This is a genomic window from Ruegeria sp. CDSC068, from assembly GCF_059610545.1.
Window position 1 is genome coordinate 134,615 of record NZ_JBXWNV010000001.1, and the last position, 22,381, is coordinate 156,995.

At 53.9% G+C, this 22,381-nt stretch carries 19 protein-coding genes and 2 pseudogenes; 16 read left to right on the forward strand and 5 right to left on the reverse strand.

Going from position 1 to position 22,381, the window contains the following annotated elements; all coding sequences use genetic code 11:
• Window positions 1–166 precede the first annotated feature (166 nt).
• Complete coding sequence (gene htpX / locus AC2FID_RS00600; protein WP_496834933.1) at window positions 167–1,072, forward strand: zinc metalloprotease HtpX; 906 nt, start codon at window positions 167–169, stop codon at window positions 1,070–1,072.
• 561 nt (window positions 1,073–1,633) lie between these two features.
• Here htpX and AC2FID_RS00605 read toward each other — a convergent pair.
• Complete coding sequence (locus tag AC2FID_RS00605) at window positions 1,634–2,236, reverse strand: hypothetical protein (RefSeq protein WP_496834935.1); 603 nt, start codon at window positions 2,234–2,236, stop codon at window positions 1,634–1,636.
• A gap of 383 nt (window positions 2,237–2,619) precedes the next feature.
• On the opposite strand from AC2FID_RS00605, the gene AC2FID_RS00610 reads away from it, so the two are divergent.
• Window positions 2,620–4,311, forward strand: coding sequence for an acetolactate synthase large subunit (locus AC2FID_RS00610; RefSeq protein ID WP_496834937.1), 1,692 nt, complete (start codon window positions 2,620–2,622; stop codon window positions 4,309–4,311).
• A gap of 93 nt (window positions 4,312–4,404) precedes the next feature.
• Here AC2FID_RS00610 and AC2FID_RS00615 read toward each other — a convergent pair whose 3' ends face one another.
• A complete protein-coding gene (locus AC2FID_RS00615) occupies window positions 4,405–5,160 on the reverse strand; it encodes an N-acyl homoserine lactonase family protein (RefSeq protein WP_496834938.1) in 756 nt (251 codons plus the stop codon).
• Between the two features lie 219 nt (window positions 5,161–5,379).
• On the opposite strand from AC2FID_RS00615, the gene AC2FID_RS00620 reads away from it, so the two are divergent.
• From AC2FID_RS00620 to AC2FID_RS00645, 6 genes and pseudogenes are all read left to right on the forward strand, one after another.
• The gene (locus AC2FID_RS00620) at window positions 5,380–6,255 is read left to right on the forward strand and encodes a 1-acyl-sn-glycerol-3-phosphate acyltransferase (protein ID WP_496834940.1); all 876 of its coding nucleotides are present in this window, start codon (window positions 5,380–5,382) and stop codon (window positions 6,253–6,255) included.
• Window positions 6,256–6,380: 125 nt separating this feature from the next.
• A pseudogene (locus tag AC2FID_RS00625) lies at window positions 6,381–6,521 on the forward strand (IS6 family transposase); the annotation flags it as partial.
• 573 nt (window positions 6,522–7,094) lie between these two features.
• Window positions 7,095–8,120 carry an ABC transporter substrate-binding protein gene (locus tag AC2FID_RS00630; RefSeq protein WP_282168645.1) on the forward strand — a complete coding sequence of 342 codons (1,026 nt, stop codon included), beginning with the start codon at window positions 7,095–7,097 and terminating at the stop codon, window positions 8,118–8,120.
• A complete protein-coding gene (locus AC2FID_RS00635) occupies window positions 8,121–10,337 on the forward strand; it encodes an ABC transporter permease (RefSeq protein ID WP_496694884.1) in 2,217 nt (738 codons plus the stop codon).
• A complete protein-coding gene (locus AC2FID_RS00640) occupies window positions 10,334–11,407 on the forward strand; it encodes an ABC transporter ATP-binding protein (protein WP_496694885.1) in 1,074 nt (357 codons plus the stop codon). The genes AC2FID_RS00635 and AC2FID_RS00640 overlap by 4 nt, the downstream gene beginning before the upstream one ends.
• 1 nt (window position 11,408) lies before the next feature.
• Entirely contained in the window at window positions 11,409–11,975 is a 567-nt protein-coding gene (locus AC2FID_RS00645; RefSeq protein WP_496834941.1) for a histidine phosphatase family protein, read from the forward strand.
• Between the two features lie 6 nt (window positions 11,976–11,981).
• Here the strand turns inward: AC2FID_RS00645 and AC2FID_RS00650 are convergent, their stop codons facing one another.
• The 3 genes from AC2FID_RS00650 to AC2FID_RS00660 all read right to left on the reverse strand — a co-directional run bounded on the left by AC2FID_RS00650 (window position 11,982) and on the right by AC2FID_RS00660 (window position 14,940).
• Complete coding sequence (locus AC2FID_RS00650; RefSeq protein WP_282168641.1) at window positions 11,982–12,773, reverse strand: inositol monophosphatase family protein; 792 nt, start codon at window positions 12,771–12,773, stop codon at window positions 11,982–11,984.
• Window positions 12,774–13,670: 897 nt separating this feature from the next.
• Window positions 13,671–14,009, reverse strand: a complete 339-nt coding sequence (locus AC2FID_RS00655) for a DUF1330 domain-containing protein (protein WP_496753501.1) — start codon at window positions 14,007–14,009, stop codon at window positions 13,671–13,673.
• Between the two features lie 64 nt (window positions 14,010–14,073).
• A complete protein-coding gene (locus AC2FID_RS00660) occupies window positions 14,074–14,940 on the reverse strand; it encodes an MBL fold metallo-hydrolase (RefSeq protein ID WP_496753503.1) in 867 nt (288 codons plus the stop codon).
• Window positions 14,941–15,035: 95 nt separating this feature from the next.
• Between AC2FID_RS00660 and AC2FID_RS00665 the strand changes: the two genes are divergently transcribed.
• From AC2FID_RS00665 to AC2FID_RS00700, 8 genes and pseudogenes are all read left to right on the forward strand, one after another.
• Window positions 15,036–15,659, forward strand: a complete 624-nt coding sequence (locus tag AC2FID_RS00665) for a TetR/AcrR family transcriptional regulator (protein WP_496753505.1) — start codon at window positions 15,036–15,038, stop codon at window positions 15,657–15,659.
• A 73-nt stretch (window positions 15,660–15,732) separates the two neighbouring features.
• Window positions 15,733–16,361: pseudogene (locus AC2FID_RS00670) on the forward strand (IS6 family transposase); the annotation flags it as partial.
• Window positions 16,362–16,589: 228 nt separating this feature from the next.
• A complete protein-coding gene (locus AC2FID_RS00675) occupies window positions 16,590–17,936 on the forward strand; it encodes a substrate-binding protein (RefSeq protein WP_282168637.1) in 1,347 nt (448 codons plus the stop codon).
• 113 nt (window positions 17,937–18,049) lie between these two features.
• Window positions 18,050–19,081 carry a branched-chain amino acid ABC transporter permease gene (locus AC2FID_RS00680; protein WP_496694897.1) on the forward strand — a complete coding sequence of 344 codons (1,032 nt, stop codon included), beginning with the start codon at window positions 18,050–18,052 and terminating at the stop codon, window positions 19,079–19,081.
• Between the two features lie 3 nt (window positions 19,082–19,084).
• Complete coding sequence (locus AC2FID_RS00685) at window positions 19,085–20,290, forward strand: branched-chain amino acid ABC transporter permease (protein WP_058274759.1); 1,206 nt, start codon at window positions 19,085–19,087, stop codon at window positions 20,288–20,290.
• 10 nt (window positions 20,291–20,300) lie between these two features.
• On the forward strand, window positions 20,301–21,056 hold the full coding sequence (locus AC2FID_RS00690) for an ABC transporter ATP-binding protein (RefSeq protein ID WP_282118831.1): 756 nt from the start codon (window positions 20,301–20,303) through the stop codon (window positions 21,054–21,056).
• Window positions 21,057–21,065: 9 nt separating this feature from the next.
• Window positions 21,066–21,821 carry an ABC transporter ATP-binding protein gene (locus tag AC2FID_RS00695; protein ID WP_058274761.1) on the forward strand — a complete coding sequence of 252 codons (756 nt, stop codon included), beginning with the start codon at window positions 21,066–21,068 and terminating at the stop codon, window positions 21,819–21,821.
• Between the two features lie 109 nt (window positions 21,822–21,930).
• Window positions 21,931–22,239 carry a Dabb family protein gene (locus AC2FID_RS00700; protein ID WP_472723428.1) on the forward strand — a complete coding sequence of 103 codons (309 nt, stop codon included), beginning with the start codon at window positions 21,931–21,933 and terminating at the stop codon, window positions 22,237–22,239.
• The last annotated feature ends 142 nt before the right edge of the window (window positions 22,240–22,381 follow it).

The window sequence follows — 22,381 nt, forward strand, 5'->3', positions numbered from 1 at the left end:
GGTTCATATTGTTGAATATAAATGATTTATTTAAAATTCAGTTCGAGGGAAAATCACCATTTGCTCAGCGTAGTAGCCCCCATTGCCGCAGATCGGGGCGACAATCATTGCAACATGAACGTATTGATCACACATCATGTATGAGCCGCGTAGAGGTCTGCATCGAATGGGTTATACGAAGACTGCATTATTGATGGCCGCAATGACGGCCTTGTTCATGGGATTGGGATACCTTCTGGCCGGAGCGGGCGGCATGCTGTTCGCATTGGTGCTGGCAGCAGGCATGAACCTGTTTACCTGGTGGAACTCAGACAAAATGGTCCTTCGCATGCACAACGCAAGGCCAGTTTCATCTGGTGACCATGCAGGGTTGTTTCAAATGGTCGGGGATCTTGCAAAGAACGCGGGCATGCCAAAGCCCGCTGTGTATTTGATTGAAACACTCCAGCCCAATGCATTTGCTACTGGGCGCAATCCCAACAACGCTGCCGTTGCCGTCACTACGGGGTTGCTACAGACCCTCACAAGGGATGAACTGGCGGGCGTTGTCGCGCACGAACTTGCACATATCAAGAACCATGACACTGCGATTATGACCGTAACTGCCACGTTCGCGGGTGCAATTACGATGCTAGCAAACTTCGCACTGTTCTTTGGTGGAAGACGGGATAGTGCCGTTGGTCTAGTGGGGACCATTGCGCTGATGATCTTGGCGCCATTGGCTGCGGGTTTGGTCCAAATGGCCATTAGTCGGACAAGAGAATACGCCGCCGATCGCGTCGGCGCCGAGATTTGCGGTCAACCTCTGGCATTGGCGTCTGCCCTCGAACGTATTCAGCAAGGCGCTGCAAGCATCGACAACGATGCTGCCGAGCGAAATCCAGCGACCGCACATATGTTCATCATCAATCCACTTCATGTGCACTCACGTGACAAGCTGTTTTCAACTCACCCGTCGACGGCAAATCGGATAGCTGCGTTGCGAATGCTAGCCCAGCAGTCGAACTCAGCCGACGAAAGCAGCAATCCTCGAAGCACAAAACCATCATCCAGGACTGGCCCTTGGGGGTGAAGGTCGCATGCAGGAACTGTTTCTAATGGGGCTTGTCAGAAGAAGTCATCTTGAAGCGGACAGGGCTTTTTCTAGCCTTCGCCACAAACAAACGCTCTCCTTTGACGTAATTCAAAACCAGCCTCGAGATTAATCGTTTGATGGCACCCGGCGTTCTTTTTGATCTGAACGAACGTTCAGGCGTTGTTGTCTGGCTGGGAGGATTGACCTCAAGTGGGAACGCGACCCACCTCTGGCATCGTTTCGGCATGCACACGGTCTCGGATAAGCGCGAATATTCTGAGGTCCGGCAGGGTTGTTGATGTGAATGAAATAGCATCAGTGCTGCGCAGGCCCTGAAGCACTACGTCGACCAGAAGCAATTCCGGTTGCGTTCGGTCAAGGACTTGCTTTGCTGTTCTCAAATTGCAGGCATGCCAACAATTTCAACGCCTTCTGGGTGGGTCAACAGTTCTTGGACAGTCGCGCGAGCTTCGTCCGGCGCGACAAAAATCATATGAACTGAAACCATCGTTCCGAACTCCTGATTGTCGCTGTGAGCGAGGTTTTGGGTATGCGGTTTCATTGTGACCGATCGCAAAGCGGTTGGGCCGCTGATTGAAGTTCATAAGGTGGGAGAAGTGGTTTTGAGCGCCCGTGAATGAGCGTGCGCCCAATTAGCAAGGATACACTTCCCAAGGCCAATCCCAAGACGAGAGCATTGGCAAAGAAGACGCCGCCAAACAGGGATGCGGCGATGTTTCCGGGCTGCTGAACAGCCGTACCCGTCACGATTGCCAACCAGTCATACAGATAAAGCGCGAATAGAACAGACAGGCCCACAGGCGTAACGATGAGTGCCGTCCCAAGGCAAATCAAACCGCGACCGAGCAAGGCTCGTGGCGTCTGTCCTTTGAGCACGAAGGCAGCTATTGTCCCAAAAATGCCGAGAGCGAAGACTAAGTCCACTGGAAAGGCCAGGTCACCCGAGACAGAGCGTGCGGCGGCCGAGATGAGAGGCAACAGGATGAAAGTGACGAACCCTGCGGCAAGAAGTCCGGTGAATGTTTCAGGCAAAGTGCGCGAAATCAAAAAGTTACCGCGTTCTTGTTGATGGATAGGAACAAGCCCGGCCGGAGAAACCTGACCGAACTGTGCTGACAGTTTGTTTGGACGAGATGGCATCATGGCCCCGAGTTTTGTTGATGTTACGGCGGTTCAATTGGCCGCTTGTGCCCCTGAATTTGGTGAGCCAGCGTTTTGTTTCTTTTGGCACCTAGTCAAATTCTTGTGGAAGTTGGACAAGTTGAGTTGGAAGGATTGTTTAGAGCGTTTGGCTGAACGCGGGACGGACACGGTTGGCCTGCTCGCACCGCGACACTGTCAGCCATAGTGCCTGTTGAACCTCTGTCGCACGCGTGTTGTATTGGAATATGGCCGATGGGTATCGATAGATGCGCTGATTTCGAAACCCAATAGTTGCAAGCTACTGAAAACTGAGCGGCCCGTCCCTAACTTGGAAGGGTTATATTTCCACCTGCATGTCAGGTTAGACCGACGGATCCACCGTGATATCAGGAGAGCACACGTCTGCTTTTGACCAAACCGCTTCGTCCCTCACCAAAGCCTCGGATTTGCTGGTCGCAGCGCTCGAGGCGGAGGGCGTTGAGTATATTTTCGCCGTCCCAGGTGAGGAAAACCAGGATGTGCTGGAGTCTTTGAGAACGTCCAAGATTGAGCTTGTCCTGACCCGTCACGAACAGGGCGCAGCGTTCATGGCGGCAACATATGGGCGTTTGACAGGAAAAGCCGGCGTCTGCATGGCAACACTGGGTCCCGGTGCCACAAATTTTGCCACACCCGCCGCCTACGCGCATTTAGGTGGGATGCCGCTGGTTATGATCACGGGCCAAAAGCCGATCAAAAAATCGAAGCAGGGCCAGTTTCAGATCATTGATGTGGTGGGATTGTTCGACCCGATTTGCAAGATGTCCAAGCAGATTGTGCACGGCAACACCATCCCCTCGTTAATCCGCGAAGCGTTTCGCGTCGCGCAAGAGGAGCGTCCCGGCGCCGTTCTGTTGGAACTTCCCGAGGATATAGCGGCCGAAGATACCACCGAGCCGGCCCTGCAACCCCATCCGCGCTACTACGCTGTCGCTGGCGACACGGTTCTGAATGAGGCGGCCGAGATGATCCGCTCAGCTAAAATGCCTTTGCTTTTGTTGGGGGCGGGAGCCAATCGGAAACACGCCCGCAGTGCGCTCAGTCAGTTTGTGAATGACACGCAGATTCCATTCTTTGACACGCAGATGGGCAAAGGTGTGGTGGACGAGCGGTCCGATCTGTTTTTGGGAACGGCCGCGCTCTCCGACGGTGATTACCTACATTGCGCCATCGAGCGGGCCGATCTGATTATCAACGTGGGTCATGACGTGGTGGAAAAACCGCCCTTCTTCATGAAGGAAGGTGGAACCAAAGTGATCCATGTGAACTACAAGGCCGCGCAGGTTGACCAAGTCTATTTCCCGCAGGTCGAGGTTGTCGGCGATCTGGCTCAATCCATCGAGCGGCTGGGAAAGAAGCTTGATGGCCCCTTGGAGTTTGATCGCAGCTACTTTGAGCGGGTCAAACAGGAAACCGATATGCACATCTCGGCAGGAGCAGATGATCCGCGTTTTCCAGTGATCCCGCAGCGCTTTGTTGCCGATACGCGCAAAGTCATGCGTGACTGCGATATCATCGCATTGGACAATGGCATCTATAAAATATGGTACGCGCGAAATTATCAGGCCTACCAGCCTAATACAGTCCTGCTGGATAACGCACTGGCCACGATGGGAGCCGGCCTTCCCTCAGCCATGATGGCGGCCAAACTCTATCCTGACAGGCGCGTAATGGCGATATGTGGCGACGGCGGCTTTATGATGAACAGTCAGGAAGTTGAAACGGCCGTTCGCTTGGGCCTCAATCTGGTTGTGACCGTGCTGAACGACAGCTCGTACGGGATGATCCGCTGGAAACAGTCTCACGCTGGGTTTGAAGATTGGGGGCTGGAGTTCAAAAACCCTGATTTTGTGCAATATGCCAGAAGCTATGGTGCGACCGGCCACCGGGTAGAGCGAACTGAGGATCTTGTCCCCACCTTTGAACAAGCGTTTGCAGCGGGTGGCGTCCATCTGATCGATGTTCCTGTTGATTACAGCGAAAACCAACGCGTACTGATAGATGAACTGGCGGAAAAAGTCTGTCTAATCTGATCCTTTTTTCGAAGGTTGGTTAGAGCAACTTGGCTTGAGGTTGGCGGGGCGTTATGTGACCGCTCGTTTCTTTAAATTGTCGATTAGTGAAGCTCAGCTGTAAGTCTCTGGAGCTTTTCGTAGGCTGGGCCATTGTTTCGGGCAATGGCCGTAAATCACGAACGCGTTTTTCTCTGTGGCCAGTTTCATCAACCGTTCTGCGCTGGCATTTGCCGCGGCCTCGTCCCAAGCCCCCACGAACTTTTCGTCAAATTCCTCCACTCTTGAAATCGCGTCGCTGGTCAACATCACCGATCGTGATGGCAGTTCAACCAACAGTGCGATTTGCCCCGGCGAATGACCCGGCGCTTCCAACACCGTCAGCCCCGGACCAACGCGCACATCGCTTTCAACCAGTATATAATCGCACTCTGGCCAGTCTAATGGTTGCGCGTTACCCCAGTACAGCGGCTTGGCGAGTTTGCGTTCATTGGCGGACATCAGGATCGGCGCCTCTGGAAATGCATGCAACCCGCCCACGTGGTCAATGTGGGTATGCGTGCAAACATGAAGTGTGACATCTTCAGAGGTTAACCCCAGCTTTGCTAACTGTGCTGCAGGTAGATTGTCTGGTTTGCACTTAAGCACCTCGCCAAACTCATCCAATCGATCTTCTTCAGAAGCAGATTGGGCATTCTTGGCGTATTTTTCCGGGAGGCCAGTGTCGACAAGGATCGTTTCATTTTCATCCGTTTGGATAGCAAAACCCGAAATGCCGATAATGCGACCGTTGGAGTGAACCTTGAACAAACCGTAGTCCAACACGGCAAGGCTCATTGGACGACCTTTGATAAAACCTTCAGCTTGCACTCGGTCTCTCCTCCGTTGTCCGGCAAGAACTTGGCGCACGCCTCGAAAGTCAGTGCACATACGCAATTACGATACCAAATGGATGGCGGGGTGCCTCCTTGGATAGTCAATCTAGCCAACCCACAGTCTGTACCACAGAAAGATTCAAAAGTGTTCTCTTGGCCGTGTGCCGTTGTTGGTAATGCGTGCTAGCTTTGCGGTAACGACGGGGCAACGGTATTGACCAACGACAAGAAACACGATCCGCTGGATGAATTATTGCGCGCTCGACTGCGCATTCCGGTTGGCGCTGACCTGAGGCTAAGGGCGCTATGCCAGTTAATGAAGGGTGTTGACTGGATCAGTCGCACCACGACCGGCCAAGCGTTTTTTGCATTGAACGAAACCGAACGAATTCTGTTGGAACTGGATGAACGTACTGGGCACGACTTGGTACGAGCGGTGCTTGCGATGAATGGGGGAACTGTTGTCAAAGCCCACGGTCTTGAAAACATTCCAGCCAGCGGCCCCGTCATCATTGGATCGACACATCCAATCGGCACTTTCGATTTTTTGGCACATGCGGGAGCTCTGCTTGACCACCGTTCAGACTTGAAAGTCGTCGCCGGTCGCGAGGCCGAGCGGTTTCTTGGGCGCGATTTGATCGTCCCTGTGGACTTGGACCGACAGGACAAGGTGCTGACGGCGCGCCAAACTCGGGCCGGCATGTTGGCACATTTGGAACAGGAGGGTGCGCTTCTGGTTTTCGGCTCGGGCCGCGTGCCAACGTTGAAAGACGGACTTCTGATCGAGCCGCCGTGGCGAACCGGGGTTACTCGTGTTTCCGCAGAAAGCGGAGCGCCGATTGTTCCGGCCTCGGCGAACATGCGTAATTCGCGGCACTACTACCGAACTCGACGATTGGCGGCGCTACTCGGAGGGGGAAACGACGAGTTCGGACGCAGGGTGGCATCCTTAAGGTACGTGTCAGAGCTGATTGCCAAACTGGGTGGAACCTACAATGTGTATTACGGCCCAATACAGCCTGCGGGAACTGCGCCGGACCTTCTGAAAGAGCTATCAGAAGGATTGGTGCCTGGTCTTTACAAATCCTAGGGCACTACAGCAGGGCGAAAGAAAAGATCGGTCAGCACCATGGGTTGTGGGTGTCATTGAGAGTTAGGTCGCGTTAGCTTAAGGCTAAAACTGAACTGGTATGATATGCCTTGGTTCAGGTTTCGAAACCAATACAGAAATTCGCTTCCGTCCATTCCTCCATCTACAACAACTTCAACCAGGAAAGATCGCTTGCCAGCAGAGATACACTCAAGCTGACACGCACCGCCGCCTTCGCCGAGTGGCGCGAACTTAGTGCGGCGTAAAGGGCAGCTATACTGGCTTAGCTGAGACTGGTTCGAATTTGTCTGACATCACCCATTCGAGATCGAAATTGGGAAGTGTCCCTCTGGTCACGGTTGTCCCCTGATCTATATGTGCCGAGATCAGGAAAGGGTCGGCCGCTACTAAAAATGTCTCCGGAAGAATGGGCGGAGAGCGGAAGTTCGCAGCAGCCGCACGGGGACTCAGATTGCAGGCGAAAGCCAGACCTTAAATTCGCAATACGATGATTGTTCTACATTGGAGAGAAAGGTCGCTTCAGCAAAAGGCTATCTAAACAATGCGGCATCAAAATACACTCCCGATCTTCTTACTTGGTGCTGTAAACTGGCTTGGTGATCAAAAAGCTGGCGGCGCAAGAAAAATGGTACTCGTGGAATTTCCTTGCAGAACTAACAGTACGGTGTTGAGATTGTTTCTGTCATTGGGAGGCTGGTCGGATATTGATTTGGCCAACGCAATTAGATCCACTAGCGACTTTGAGCGACCGCCTCCAACGACGAATTGACGAGTATCGCGCTGGGAATTTCGGCACGACACATAGGGGAGGAAAGAAATTGAAAAATCTGACGACAACGCTGGCGGGATCGCTGATAGCATTTGCGGCTTCGGTAAGTACGGCCCAAGCTGAGAAGCTGACGTTTTACTGCTCGGCACAGGAAGATTGGTGTCAACTCATGGCGCGCAGTTTCGAGGATGCCACCGGCATAGACGTCAATATGACCCGCAAGTCGTCGGGCGAGACGTTTGCACAAATTCGTGCGGAAAGTTCTAACCCTAAAGGCGACGTATGGTGGGGCGGTACCGGTGATCCCCATTTGCAAGCTGCCGAAGAAGGCCTGACGATGGAATACGTGTCGCCGATGCGTGACCAGCTTCACGACTGGGCGATCTCGCAGGCTGAAAGTGCAGGTAACAAAACCATCGGAATTTATTCAGGCGCACTCGGCTACGGCTACAACTCCGACCTCTTGGCCGCGAACAGCCTGCCTGAGCCCGCATGTTGGAAAGACTTGCTGAAGCCCGAGTATAAAGGGCACGTGCAAATGGCGAACCCGAATTCTTCGGGCACCGCTTATACGACGCTTGCCTCGATGGTTCAGATATTTGGCGAAGACGACGGCTTTGAGTTCATGAAGGGCCTACATTCGAACATCAACCAATACACCAAGTCGGGTTCAGCCCCAATCAAGGCCGCCGGTCGGGGTGAGAACACCATCGGTATCGTCTTCATGCATGATGCGGTCAAGCAGGCCGTATCAGGTTTTCCGGTCAAGGTCGTGGCCCCATGCGAAGGCACAGGCTATGAGATCGGCTCGATGTCGATCATTGACGGCGCTCGAAATGAAGAAGAAGCTAAAAAGTTTTATGACTGGGCGCTCAGCCCCGAGGCCCAGAACCTTGCGCTTGAGGTTAACGCCTTCCAGGTTCCGTCCAACAAAAATGCGGAAACCTCTGAAAGCGCACCTGACATGAGCCAGATTAAGCTGATCGACTATGACTTCAAAAAGTATGGCTCGTCAGATGAACGCAAGCGTCTTTTGCAGAAATGGGACGAAGAGGTCTCTGTGCTGCCTCAGTAAGTGACTGAAACCACGTCAAAAACGAACCACCCGGTTCTAATCTTCTGGATTGCTGCCGGGTGGATTGGTTTCTGCCTGCTGCCATGGTTCATGGTAGAGGATGGCATTTGGTCATTCGTATGGCTGGTCGATGGATATCCGTTCGATGAAGATTATGCGCCCGCCGCTTTTCTGGTCGGACAAGGCGAAAAGCTGTGGCTTACGCCGCTTTTGGTCCCGCTTGCGTTGCCTTTGTTGGTACTCGGCAAACCGAAGTCCGATCCGCAATACGCGCGCATCCTGATTTTGGCTGGTGCCTTGGGTTTTGGCTGGCTGATTGCGCAAGGGTTCTCAATTGGCATTCGCGGGTTCAATTTCGACTGGATGAAGGCGCTGTTCGGAGAACCGAAGATCCGCCAGTTCGGCATGGGATACGGCGCGATGATCTGCGCCACAGCGTTCCTGTTCCTTTTAACTCAGGGTATTGCGGCGCGCGGCGCCATCAATGGCGACGTTTTCGTCGTCAGCGCTATTGGTGGCGTAATCACCATTGTTACAGTTTTCGTCTTCTTTCCAATTGCGAAGATGTTGTTTGCCGCCTTCGTTACTGAAGACGGTGCCTATTCAGTTTCGGTTTTTGCCTCGAAGTTCTTTGATGACCGACTTTGGGGCTTGGGTTGTTTTGCCGGTGCCAAATGCGGTGCCGCGTGGAACTCTCTGTTTCTTGCAATTCTTGTGGGTTTCATCACGACCGTGCTTGGCCTTTGTTTTGCGCTTGTCGTCACACGGTCGGGATTCCGCTTTAAACGCGGGATGCGCGCGTTGACGGTCTTGCCGATTATTACGCCGCCTTTCGTGATTGGTCTGGCACTGATCCTGTTGTTTGGGCTTTCCGGGTCGGTCACCAGATTTGTTGCCGAGATCTTTGGCGTGCAGCCGACGCGCTGGCTATATGGCATGCCCGGGGTGCTGATCGCTCAGACGCTGGCATTTACGCCAATCGCCTTTCTGGTCTTGATCGGGGTGGTAGAAGGGGTGTCACCATCGATGGAGGAGGCCGCCCAAACCCTTCGAGCCAATCGTTGGCAAACCTTCAAAACCGTGTCCCTGCCTCTGATGCGACCGGGCCTGGCTAATGCTTTTTTGCTGGGGTTCATCGAATCTATGGCCGATTTTGGCAACCCACTTGTCTTGGGCGGAAACTTCGATGTGCTTTCGACTGAGATATTTTTTGCCATCGTCGGTGCGCAGTACGATCAGGGCCGGGCTGCTGTTCTAGCCATGGTGCTCTTGTTCTTCACACTTTCTGCCTTCTATGCGCAGCGCGCGTGGTTGGGGAAAAAGAGCTATACCACCGTTTCCGGCAAAGGCGACGCGGGTGTACATCCCTTGATGCCAAGGGGCCTTGCCATACCGGTTCTGGGCATTGCAGTTGCCTGGGCGGTTTTCACTGCTGTGGTTTACGGGATGATCATCTACGGAAGTATTGTCGAACTGTGGGGCGTCGATAACTCGCTGACGTTCAAGCACTACGTCACTGCCTTTTCGGTCCGCTTCGAGGAAGAGGGTATTCGCTGGACCGGAGCCGCCTGGGACAGTTTCTGGACCACAATCACCATCGCCGGCATTGCCGCGCCTCTGACGGCCGCCGTGGGGTTGGTCACCGCCTATCTGCTAACGCGGCAAAGTTTTGCGGGAAAGAATGCGTTTGAGTTTGGCACGATGCTCTCTTTCGCTATTCCCGGCACCGTTATTGGCGTCAGCTATATTCTGGCATTTAATGTGCCCCCAATCGAGATCACCGGCACAGGCGTTATCTTGGTCGTCAGCTTTATCTTCCGCAATATGCCGGTTGGGGTTCGCGCGGGTATCGCGTCGATGTCGCAGTTGGACAAATCCCTCGACGAGTCCTCGCTAACGCTTGGTGCGAACTCGTGGCAGACATTCAGGCGAGTGATCCTCCCGCTTTTGCGGCCGGCAATCCTGGCTGCGCTGGTCTACAGCTTTGTCCGGGCAATGACGGCGATTTCGGCGGTGATATTCCTTGTTTCCGCCGAGTATGACATGGCCACCAGCTATATTATCGGTCGGGTCGAGAACAACGATTACGGTCTTGCAATCGCATACTCCACAACGCTGATCTTCGTGATGTTGGCGGCAGTCGGGATGTTACAAATCCTCGTAGGCCGTGTTCAGATTGGGCGACGTACACAACTCGGAGCAGAGAAAACGACATGACCGAAACGACTATAGCAAGTAAGGCCGCGCCTGTTCGTTTCGACGGTGTCTCGAAAGTGTTCGGCAAGGATGTGGTGGCCGTCGACAGCATCGATCTGCACGTCCAAGCGGGCAAACTGGTGACGCTTTTAGGCCCCTCAGGCTGCGGTAAAACGACGACGTTGCGCATGATCGCAGGTCTGGAAATGGCGACCTCGGGCCGAATTCTGATCGGCGACCGAGACGTGACCAAATTACCCGCTACCGACCGTGACGTGTCGATGGTATTCCAATCCTACGCGCTTTTTCCTCATATGAGCGTGCTAGAAAACGTCATGTATGGGTTGACCTTTTCCGGCTTCGACAAGCGCGAGTCCCGATCGCGCGCGCTGCATGGGTTAGACTTGGTTGGCCTGAAGGGCTTCGATAATCGTTTGCCAAGCGAACTTTCCGGTGGGCAGCAACAGCGCGTTGCCGTCGCTCGTGCATTGGTTTTGGAGCCACAGGTTTTGCTCTTTGACGAACCTCTCTCAAACCTCGATGCGAAACTGCGTCGCCAAGTGCGCGAAGATATCCGTGCCATTCAGCAAGATCTCGGTTTGACCGTCGTCTATGTGACACACGATCAGGAAGAAGCCCTTGCCGTTTCAGACGAGATTGTCGTCATGCGCAACGCTGCTATCGCTCAGATCGGAACACCGCGTAAACTCTATGATGCGCCGGTTGACCGGTTCGTGGCCGATTTCATTGGTGAGGCTAACCTGATCAATTGCACTATCCTTTCTGTTGAAGGCGGTTTAGCCACGATCGAAATCGAGGGCTATCAACATACGCTCCCCTCTCGTGGTCTAACGCCTGGACCAGCAACGCTGGCCGTGCGCCCGTCACGGATTTTGATTGGATCTGATACCGGCATCCCGGCCAAAGTTGCCAAGGCGACCTATGTTGGCGTGCGGATGGAGTACACTCTGGCCGGTGCCTTCGGGCAGGTATTTGCTGTGCAGGACGACGTGGACGAACCGCTGGAAATCGGTTCGGATGTCAAAATGTCTTTTGCCGGACGCGGTCCCGTTCTGTTGCCGGAAGGGTGATGTGGGTAAGCTTTTAGTCGTCTCTCACCCGGAGGTCGTCGTCGAACCTGAGACACCGATCACCGAATGGGGTTTGAGTGAAATTGGCCGCGCCCGAGCTGACACATTTGCACAAAGTATGACCATGTCGTGCGTGACAGACATATGGTCCAGCACCGAGCGAAAAGCGTCCGAGACAGCGGCTATCCTTGCAAAACCTTTGGGGCTGCTCGCGAAATCCGATCCTGGACTGGGAGAGAACGACCGAAGCACTACCGGATTCCTTCCTCCCTCGATATTCGAGTCCGCCGCTGACACCTTCTTCGGTGCACCCAATTCCAACTTCCGTGGCTGGGAAACAGCCCATGCCGCTCAATTGCGTATCGTTCGAACAGTCCTGTCAATCGTCAAAAACCACAACGGAAGAGACCTGGCCATTGTAACCCACGGCGCGGTCGGAACACTGCTTTGGTGCCATCTGGCAGCGAAAGAAATCGACCGGCGGTTTGATCAACCTGGGCAGGGCCACTTCTGGCGCGCGGATATTAAAACTCTTCAACCCGAATTCGGGTGGCGCCCGATTGCCTGAAAGACGTTAGTCGTTCCAAGCGTCGTCGCAGATCATTTTCAAGATCTCAAACACGGCCGGTGTACCTGCGATCACGCGACCACCGTCCCGGATCATCCCGTCGGCGTCTTGATCCTCGATCTCGCCACCTGCTTCGGCAATCATCAACTGACCGGCTAGGCAATCCCAGGCGTTCATGTGCTCTTCAATGTACCCCAATAGACGTCCCGCCGCGACATAGGCCAGCGAAAGCGCACCGCTTGCATTGCGATGATAGAGAGCGCCACGTTCGATAAGGGCCGCAATCACCGGAACGACGTTTGATGCTTCGACCCGGTTCGAATAGCCAATTGAGACGGTTCCACTTGCAAGTTCCACGCTTGAGGCAACCTGCATGGCGTGTCCATTCAAAGTGGCACCTTCGCCTCGGACCGCCACGTAAGTTTCACCAACGTTTGGCTCGAAAATCACACCGACCTGCGTCTGACTTTCCGAAACGCCCGCTAAGACAATCGTCCAGGCAGGAATGCCATTGACGAAGTTCGTTGTCCCATCAATCGGATCAATCACCCAGTCAAAACCGCTGGAGCCAGCTTTTTCGGCGTGTTCTTCGCCATAAATTCCATCATCGGGAAAAGAGTTCATAATCTTTTGACGAATGAAGGTTTCGACGTCGCGATCCGCCTCGCTGACCCAGTCCTGCGCGCCCTTTTGATCAATGACCAAGGTGTCTCTGGCAGCAAAATACTCTAGCGCAAGCGCACCCGCCTCTTCGGCTACCGCGACGGCGAAGTTTCTTCTTACAATGATGTTTTGCATTGATCGGCTCACTTCCTGCTGAATGCATCACCACATCTAAGGGAAGGGGTGTCGGAAAACAAAACAGTGTTTGTCAGGCTATAATCCACTTTCTTCGCGTCAAATGAGTTTCTGTCGAAAGAATACCCCTATTAAAGCACTCATTCACTTCCACGCAGTGGAGCCGCACGTTGCTCGTGACCAACGTCGGCTTTCTTTAGAAACGCTGCATTGCTGTGATTGCAGTTGTAGCGACGGGCCGCTTTGGGCCGTTCACACCTTAGCGAAGTGGGGCAGTCGAATAGATGCTACGATTGCTCCAGCGTCTGCATTGAGTCTCATTTTGATCGATGCCGCGCCACGCACCTATGTCTGAACTAAGGTTCCAAAAAGTATGAAGAGGCACATACCCCTCCACTTGAACCTTGGCGCTATTCCTCCGGGTCAAAGTGTACGTTCATTGGACCCTCCCATTGAATCAACAGAATTGTTGGTTCATCGGTAGGAAACGCGTCATTATGATACTATCTCCCAGGTTGATACCAATAGTGGCCGAGGGTTTGCAGCGGCACTTCAGCTTCACTTTCGCCTTTAATGTAGTGCTTAGCTGCACGGGATACGACAAGGCCGTGATATCCATGGGTATGCGAGTGCATGGCCCCCGGGAAACTTGGGGGAATTTCATAAAGACCGCCGACGGACCTTTCTGGGGATTGCCCCACAGGACGGCAAGCTCAAATGGAGCACCGACGGGCTGGAAGAATTCTGCCTCTTCCAAGGCAATTCTGTATCAGCTTTTTGCCGTTTCGGCGTTGACAGACAAAGCCACTGTGCTGACAAAAAAGGCCAGCCACGCCAGCAATCTTAGCGATTGAATTGAACATGTTTCTTGCTTTCATCAAGATGTGTCTGCGACTGTTACGAGGCGACTTCACCCCGCCATCCGTGCGAGAACCCGATAGTAAAATTGGCCGGCAGGATCGTCGTCCGAAGATCAATGATGGATTGGTATTCGTCGCTCTTCCAGAAAGCTTCGAGGTTTTCGCGGGATGGAAACCGTATCAAGGTAAGACCCGCGCCGTCTGGCCAGTCTCCTTCAAACTTGGATATGGAGGAGTCTCGCGCGCCTATGACGAGAAGTTCGCCTTTAAACTTATCCAGAACGTTATTGGCAGCTTTTGCATATTCGCCAAAATTTTTCATATCTCCTTCTTCTGTGAAACTGAACATCAGATAGGCTTCTTTTCCTGATGGCATGTCGGGATTCCTCTTAAGTTTCTTAGATTAACTTCTGTTACCGCCCTTCACAGGGCAAAGCCGTTTAGCCGCCATGAAAAACAGACAGGGCCATCCGGCGAACGTAGCTGGGGAAGGCCGTGTCATAGTTCTTCCAATCGGAATACTCGGGCATTTCGATTTCGTCGGGGATGGTAAAGAGCAGCTCAACAGGCGCTGACGGATTGCCGCTTGCAAAAGCTTCCTGAAAGCGGGCCTCTACCTTTGCTTGCAACTCAGTCAGAAACTCGGCGTTTTCCCTAAGTGCTTCGACGCTGTTGCCGTTTGAATGGCCGTTGATCGCATAGGCCGGTTTCCAACCCACCAGAGTATTCAAAACAACGCCTGAGCCCACGAAATTGGTGTCTTCCTTGAACTCATGCGGGGAAAGTTCCTGCGGCATGTACATGTCCACGGAAAACACGACATTGCTATCAGTGACACGTGCAACCGTGGTCGCAACACCATCTGCAACGGCGAGGTGATGGAGTTCTACGGTTTGATCGCCAAGATCCACCATAAGGGTATCGTCAAACGACGTTGTGACCATTGGCATAGGCATTAGCGGCGACAGCTTCAGAATATCGAGGCCGTTCTCCTGCATGATGATCGCGGCTCCGTTGAACACTTCGGTTCCCCCAATGTGGTCAAAGTGCTCGTGGCTAAGGGCGACATGCGTAACAGGCTTATCCGTGATCTTTGCAATCTCAGCGTTCAGTTCTTCAGCGCGTGGCGTGAAAGATGGGTCAGTTACGAGGACGCCGTTGTCCCCAATAACGACCAGGCTGGAGTAACCCATGGAAAAGAAGTGATAAACACCGTCCGCGACTTCTGTCATCGGGCTGGTCTGAGCATTGGCTGTTGTTCCCAGTGTGATCACTGCCGCGGTGGCACACAAAGTTGACAGTTTCATATTGGCACCTCAAAGCTAACATTGTTCGCTTTAGCTAACAACGTTAGCAAAGAAGTCAATAGGAGTCCTCAACACGCAGGAGAAGACGCCAAGCTATGGTGGGACGGCCAAAAGACATCGCACAGGAATACGAGGGGTTCACTACTCGCGACGCCATTCTCGCCGCAGCCGAGGCACTGGCGGGGGAAAAGGGGGCATCCGGTTTAAAAATAAGGGAAATTGCCCGACTTGTCGGTATTGAGCCTGCGTCTATCTACAAGCACTTCAGGGGGCTCGGAGCCTTATTGACGGCCCTCATCGGTGAGTCTCAGGCAGAAGAACAATTGTTGTTGGATCTGCCCGTAGAATTGGATGGAGAAGCCGCCATTCGGGAACTCAATAGGCGAACAACGCACTTTTTGGCGGCCAGAAAAGGAATCGTGAGTCTTTCACTGGACGACTTCGCGAAGGCTCACGATCCAACTCGCGATGCCTTTGATGAAAATGAAGCCATTATTGTTCACGGGCTGGATATCGAGGCCGAACTGATCAGCCGTCATCTCGGATTGGTTGCGCTGGGGCGCAAAAAGCTGGGGCAAATCGCAATTGCCCGCCGCTCGATGATCTTGGTTTTCCTGAGCGTTACATGGCTGAACGGAAAAGAAGTAGACGAAGACCGCGAGATCGAGATATCAGACATGGTTTCCGCGTTCATGCTCGGGTTGCAGTCACAATACTGAAGAGAAGCCCCGATTGGGTCTTGTCAAAAGAACTTGGGTTGAGGCGGGCAGGGTGCTCTCGTAGCCATCACGCATGATTAAGAAATCGCCATTCAAATACTTCAAAACCAGTTCAGAGGTCATTCGTCTTCCAGTGATGCTTTACATTCGGTTTCCGCTTTCGCTTCGAAACGTGGAAGACCTATTGCACGAACGAGGAATTGAGGTGAGCCACGAAACCGTCCGATATTGGTGGAACAGGTTTGGCCCGATGTTTGCTGCTGAGATCAGGCAGAAGCGAGTCCGGTAACTGCGTGCATTCTCGAAATGGAAGTGGCATGTGGATGAGGTTTTTATGAAAGTGAATCGCAAAAGACGTTACCTCTGGAGGGCCGTAGATCATGAGGGCGAAGTGCTGGAAGCAGTCGCTACTAAACGCCGAAACAAGAAGGCGGCATTGAAATTCCTCAAGAAATTTATGCAGCGCTACCGTAAAGCGGAAGAGATCTTCACGGATCGTTTCCTACAAGGCTACGCTCAGAGAAATGAACGCTCTTGAAAAACAACAGACGGGAAGGTGGCTCAACAACCGCGTCGAACCTCCCGTTTCGACGACGCGAACGCGCCATGCAACGTTTCAGGCGCACGCGAAGTTTGCAGAAATTCGCCTCCGTCGATTCCTCTGTCTACAACTATTTCAACCAGGAGAGATCTCTAACTAGCTGAGACTGGTTCAAATTTGTCTAACAGCACCATGCCGGGGCAAGGCTGGCTGTCACTTTCTTTACAAAATTTCCTATATTTCGTGAACAAATTTACAAAATTTTGTTTCAAAACTAGTAATTTATTGAGAAATTTTCAGTCCGATTTCCATTATTGGAATGCACAAAAGTGCGCTTTCGTCTGCTGGAAGAGGAGCCAAAGGACGAAAAATGGAAATGGGAGGAATACATGACTAAGAATAATGTCACGCGCCGCGGCGTGCTAAAGTCTGGTGCCGTTGCAGGAACCGGTCTGGCCCTGCCTACGATCTTTACGGCTTCGTCAGCCGCTGCCTTTACGAATGAGCCGACAGGGTCATCCGTCACTCTGGGCTTCAATGTTCCGCAAACCGGACCTTATGCCGACGAAGGCAATGACGAATTGCTGGCGCAACAGCTGGCGGTCGAACATCTGAACGGCGAAGGCGACGGTGGTTGCTTGAACACATTCTCGTCGAAGGCGCTTCAGGGGAACGGTATCCTCGGCAAGAAGGTCGGGTTCGTCACCGGCGACACCCAGACCAAATCGGACGCAGCCCGCGCATCGGCCAAATCGATGATCGAAAAAGACGGCGCAATCATGATCAATGGTGGTTCGTCCTCGGGCGTGGCCGTTGCGGTTCAGGGCCTGTGCCAAGAGGCGGGAGTCATTTTCATGGCTGGCCTGACACATGCAAACGACACCACGGGCAAGGACAAGAAGGCCAACGGTTTCCGTCACTTCTTCAATGCCTACATGTCGGGTGCCGCTTTGGCGCCGGTGCTGGCGGCTGAGATGGGTAAAGAACGTCGCGCCTATCACCTGACGGCCGACTACAACTGGGGCTGGACCCAGGAAGAGTCGATCGTTGCCTCGACCGAAGCCCTGGGCTGGGAGACGGTCAACACAGTTAAGACGCCACTGGCGTCGACCGACTTCTCGTCCTACATCGCACCGGTTCTGAACTCTGGCGCGGACGTGCTGGTTCTGAACCACTATGGCGGGAACATGGTGAACTCGCTGACCAACGCGATCCAGTTCGGTCTGCTCGACAAGGTTGCAAACGGCAAGGACTTCAAGATCGTCGTGCCGCTGTATTCCGAGCTGATGGCCGCTGGTGCGGGCGAGAACATCAAAGGTGTGCTCGGGTCGATGAACTGGAACTGGCAGCTGCAGGATGAGGGCACAAAGGCCTTCGTGAAGTCCTTTGGTGAGAAATACGGCAAGCCGCCGTCCAACTCCGCTCAGACCTGTTATGCACAAGTGCTGCTTTATGCGGATGCGTGTGAGCGTGCAGGCACCTTCAATCCCTGTGGTGTTGCCGAAGCTCTGGAAGACTTTGAGTTCGACGGGCTGGGCAATGGTCCCACCTGGTATCGCGGTGCCGATCACCAGTGCTTCAAGGACGTGCTGGTTGTACGTGGCAACGAGAACCCGACCAACGCGTATGACACGCTTGAAATCGTCGAGATCACGCCGCGTTCGCAGGTCGAGTACGATCCCGAGCACCCTATGTTCGCCGGTGGCGAACTGGGCAAGTGCAATCCGGGCGCGTAAGCCTTTTGGCAAAAGTCTGACCGTCGTTCTCGGCGGTCAGGCGACTTACGGCCAGGCCTGTGGGCCTGGTCCCAACCACTCAATCCACACTGACCAACCCTGAGGTGGGCCCAATGGACGCCATCCTACTGCAAATACTTAACGGTCTGGACAAGGGCTCGGCTTATGCGCTGATCGCGCTGGGTCTGACTCTGATCTTCGGGACGCTCGGCGTCGTGAACTTTGCCCACGGGGCTTTGTTCATGATTGGCGCGTTCTGCGCCGTTACTTTGCAAAAGCTGCTGAACCTGAGTTTCGTGACCCTGGATGAAACGCAAAAAGACTTTCTGGGTAATCCGCTGAAGGTCGAAACCCCTTTTATCGAGGCCTGGTTCGGCCCCGAAGTCGGCGCAACGATTATCGACTGGTCCGTTCCGCTGGCCATCCTGTTTGCGATCCCGATCATGCTGCTGGTTGGCTATGTGATGGAACGCGGGCTGATCAAACATTTCTACAAGCGCCCGCATGCAGACCAGATCCTGGTGACCTTTGGTCTTGCGATCGTTCTGCAGGAAATCGTCAAGTATTTCTTCGGCGCCAACCCGATCCAGACCCCTCCGCCCGATGTGCTGAGCGGATCTGTCGATCTGGGTACCATGGTTGGTTTTGATCCCAATGCCATCATCTACCCGATCTGGCGATTGGTCTATTTTGGCTTTGCCGTAGGCATTATAGGGGCAGTGTTTTCGTTCCTGCAGTTCACCACCTTCGGGATGGTTGTCCGTGCTGGGATGGCTGACCGGGAAACGGTGGGCCTGCTGGGTATCAATATTGACCGCCGGTTTACCATCATGTTTGGCATTGCTGCCGGTGTCGCTGGACTGGCCGGTGTGATGTACGGGCCGCTCAACCCGCCGAACTACCACATGGGAATGGACTTTCTGGTCCTTAGCTTCGTCGTGGTTGTTGTTGGCGGAATGGGGTCATTGCCAGGCGCCGTTCTGGCAGGCTTTTTGCTGGGCATTCTGGAAAGCTTTGCCTCGACCACCTGGGCCACCACAACGATCCCAGGCATCAATCAGATCATCATCTACCTTGTCGCCATCATCGTGCTGCTGACGCGTCCGCGCGGGCTGATGGGGCGCAAGGGCGTGATGGAGGAATAATCAATGTTGGGACTGAATAAAAAAGACACCAGCCTGCTGATCGTCGTCGCACTCCTGACTTTGCTGGCGCCTTTCATCCTGAACCCGTTTCCAGAGGGCAGCGCCATGGCGCAGTTCAACGCGGGTTACCCGGATTTGATGCAGAGGTTCGTGATTTTCGGGATCTTTGCCATCGGGTTCAACATTCTGTTTGGCCTGACCGGGTACTTGTCCTTCGGTCACGCGGCCTTTCTGGGCGTAGGATCATACTCGGCAGTTTGGATGTTCAAACTGCTCAGCTACAATGTCATTCCAGCCATCGCGCTGAGTGTCGTCGTCGCGGGCCTGTTCTCGCTACTTATCGGGTTCATCAGCCTGCGGCGGTCGGGGATCTATTTCTCGATCCTGACGCTGGCCTTTGCACAAATGAGCTTTGCGCTGGCCTACTCGGTACTGTCAAATCCCAAGTTTAACCTGACGAACGGGGAAACCGGCCTGCAGGTCTATGCGGACGATCCGCAGATCCTGCAGGGCGCTAACGCGCCGGATCTACCGCATCTATTCGGATTGCCAATGCGCGCGACGTACACGATGGATGTGGGGGCGTGGAGCTTTGACTTCAACGCGGGTTACTACTTGTGCGCAATCATAATGATGGCCGTGTTCTACCTGTCTATCCGTATCTTCCGGTCGCCTTTTGGCATGATGCTGCGGGCGGTAAAATCGAACCAGCAGCGGATGAACTATACGGGTCTGAACTCCAAGCCATATACGCTCGCGGCCTTTGTGATTTCTGGCATGTACGCCGGTCTGGCCGGTGGTCTGATGGCCGCAATGGACCCGCTGGCAGGTGCCGAGCGGATGCAATGGACCGCTTCGGGCGAGGTGGTTCTGATGACGATCCTCGGTGGTACGGGCACGTTGATCGGCCCGGTTCTGGGCGCAGGTTTCATCAAGTATTTCGAGAACATCTTCTCGAAGATCAACGACAACGTCCTGCATAGCTGGTTCGCATTCCTGCCCGACGGGCTGGAGGATGCCGTGGTGTTCGTGATCCACCCGTTCATCGGCAAAGGCTGGCACCTGACGCTGGGCATCCTGTTCATGCTGGTCGTCATCTATCTGCCGGGTGGTCTCGTTGAGGGTGGACAACGTTTGCTCAAGCGCTTCAAGCGTAAGAAAAAAGACACCGACGATGCGCCGTCGGGAAAAACAGAACCGGCGGAATAAGGGGCGAGAAATGGCAATTCTAAGAGTCAAAGACGTCAGCAAACGCTTCGGTGGCCTCAAGGCGCTGACAGATGTGAACCTCAATATCGAAGAGAACTCGGTTCATGCGATCATCGGCCCCAATGGCGCGGGAAAGTCGACGCTGCTGAACTGTCTGGTGGGCAAGCTGATGCCGGACACCGGGTCGGTGTTGTTCAACAACAATTCGGTTCTGGGACTCGAGCCGTTCCAGATCAACCAGATGGGCATCAGCCGCGTGTTCCAAACGCCTGAAATCTTTGGCGAGTTGACCGTGATGGAGAACATGCTGATCCCGATCTTCGCGATGCGGGATGGGGCATTCCGGATGCATGCCTATGAGACCATCGCTAGCGAACGTGAGGTCGTCGAACAAGCCGAAGTCATGCTTGAAGAGATGAACATGGCCGACAAACGCGAAATGCACGCGGCGTCGCTGTCCCGGGGCGACAAGCGGCGACTTGAGATTGGCATGTGCCTTAGTCAAAATCCGCGGCTGTTGTTGCTGGACGAACCTACGGCTGGCATGGCGCGGGCGGACACCAACAACACCATTGATTTGCTAAAACAGATCAAGGATGAGCGCGACATAACCATCGCCATTATCGAGCATGACATGCATGTGGTCTTCAGCCTTGCGGAACGCATCACAGTTCTGGCGCAAGGGACGCCGCTGGTCGAAGATACTCCAGAAAAAATCCGTGGACATCCCAAGGTTCGTGAAGCCTATCTGGGCGAGGCGGCGTAAGGAAAAGCTATGAACGAGAAACCCGACTTTTCGAAAAACGCCAACAGGGCAAGCACCGCTCCTGCGTTCCTGTCTGTATGGGACATGCATTCGTACTACGGAGAAAGTTATATTGTGCAGGGCGTCAGCTTTAATGTGCACGAAGGCGAGATTCTGGCCCTGCTAGGACGGAACGGCGCTGGCAAAACCTCGACACTCCGGTCGATTGCGCGGGTCGGCGATCCCGAAGTAAGGCACGGTGAAATCTGGCTGGACCACCAGCCACTACACAATATGACAAGCTACGAAGCGGCGTCTGTTGGCCTTGGCCTTGTACCGGAAGACAGACGAATTATCCCAGGGCTGACCGTTGAGGAAAACCTGCAGCTTGCCCAGATTGCACCGCCGGTCGGATGGTCCCTGGAGCGGTTGTATGAACTGTTCCCGCGTTTGGGCGAACGCAGGAAACAAGAGGGGATTACGTTGTCGGGTGGCGAACAACAAATGCTGTCAATCGCCAGAGCCCTTGCCCGGGATATCAAGGTCCTGCTTCTGGATGAGCCATACGAAGGTCTGGCCCCGGTCATTGTCGACGAGATTGAGAAAACACTGGCCCACGTTAAGCAACAGGGTATGACTACGATCATCGTCGAACAGAACGCCGTCCGAGCATTGGAGTTAGCCGATCGCGCGATCATTCTGGACACCGGCACTATCGTATTTGATGGGACGGCGAACGAGGTGCTTCAAGACACCGGCCTTCGCGAGGAGTATTTGGCGATCTAGGGCAGGCTCGAAGTCTTAGGAATATTCTGGTTGCAAACGCCTTAGTTATGGTGACGCTCGAATTCTTCGGACGCTTGCGCTCCTACACTCATGATCAAGGCAACTAACTATGATCCGCCATATAGTCCTGACAAAATTCCGGTCCGACGTGACCGAAGAAACCATCGGGAAGATTTACAAGGGCCTGTCGGACCTGACCGACGCCCTTCCGGGTGCAGGTGGGTTCACTGGTGGCCGCAGCGAAAGCCCTGAACAGATTGAACGCGGTTACAAGCATGGGTTTGTGATTGATTTCGATGATTGGGCCGCATTGGCCAGCTACCAAAGCAACGAGAGGCACAAAGCGCTGGGCGCGCAGTTGGTCGAAAACACCGTGGGCGGTATCGACGGAATTCTGGTCCTGGATTTAGAGGTCTGAGATAGTGAAACTGTTTCAGCCAAATTCCGAAGGGCTGATTGAAACTGTGTGCTGAACGGTGCAGCTTGGCGCCGCGCGCCCGTGTCCCTGTAAACGTTCGGCGGCAAGTTTTCGATCTGCGGAAACGACCCTGATCAGCTTG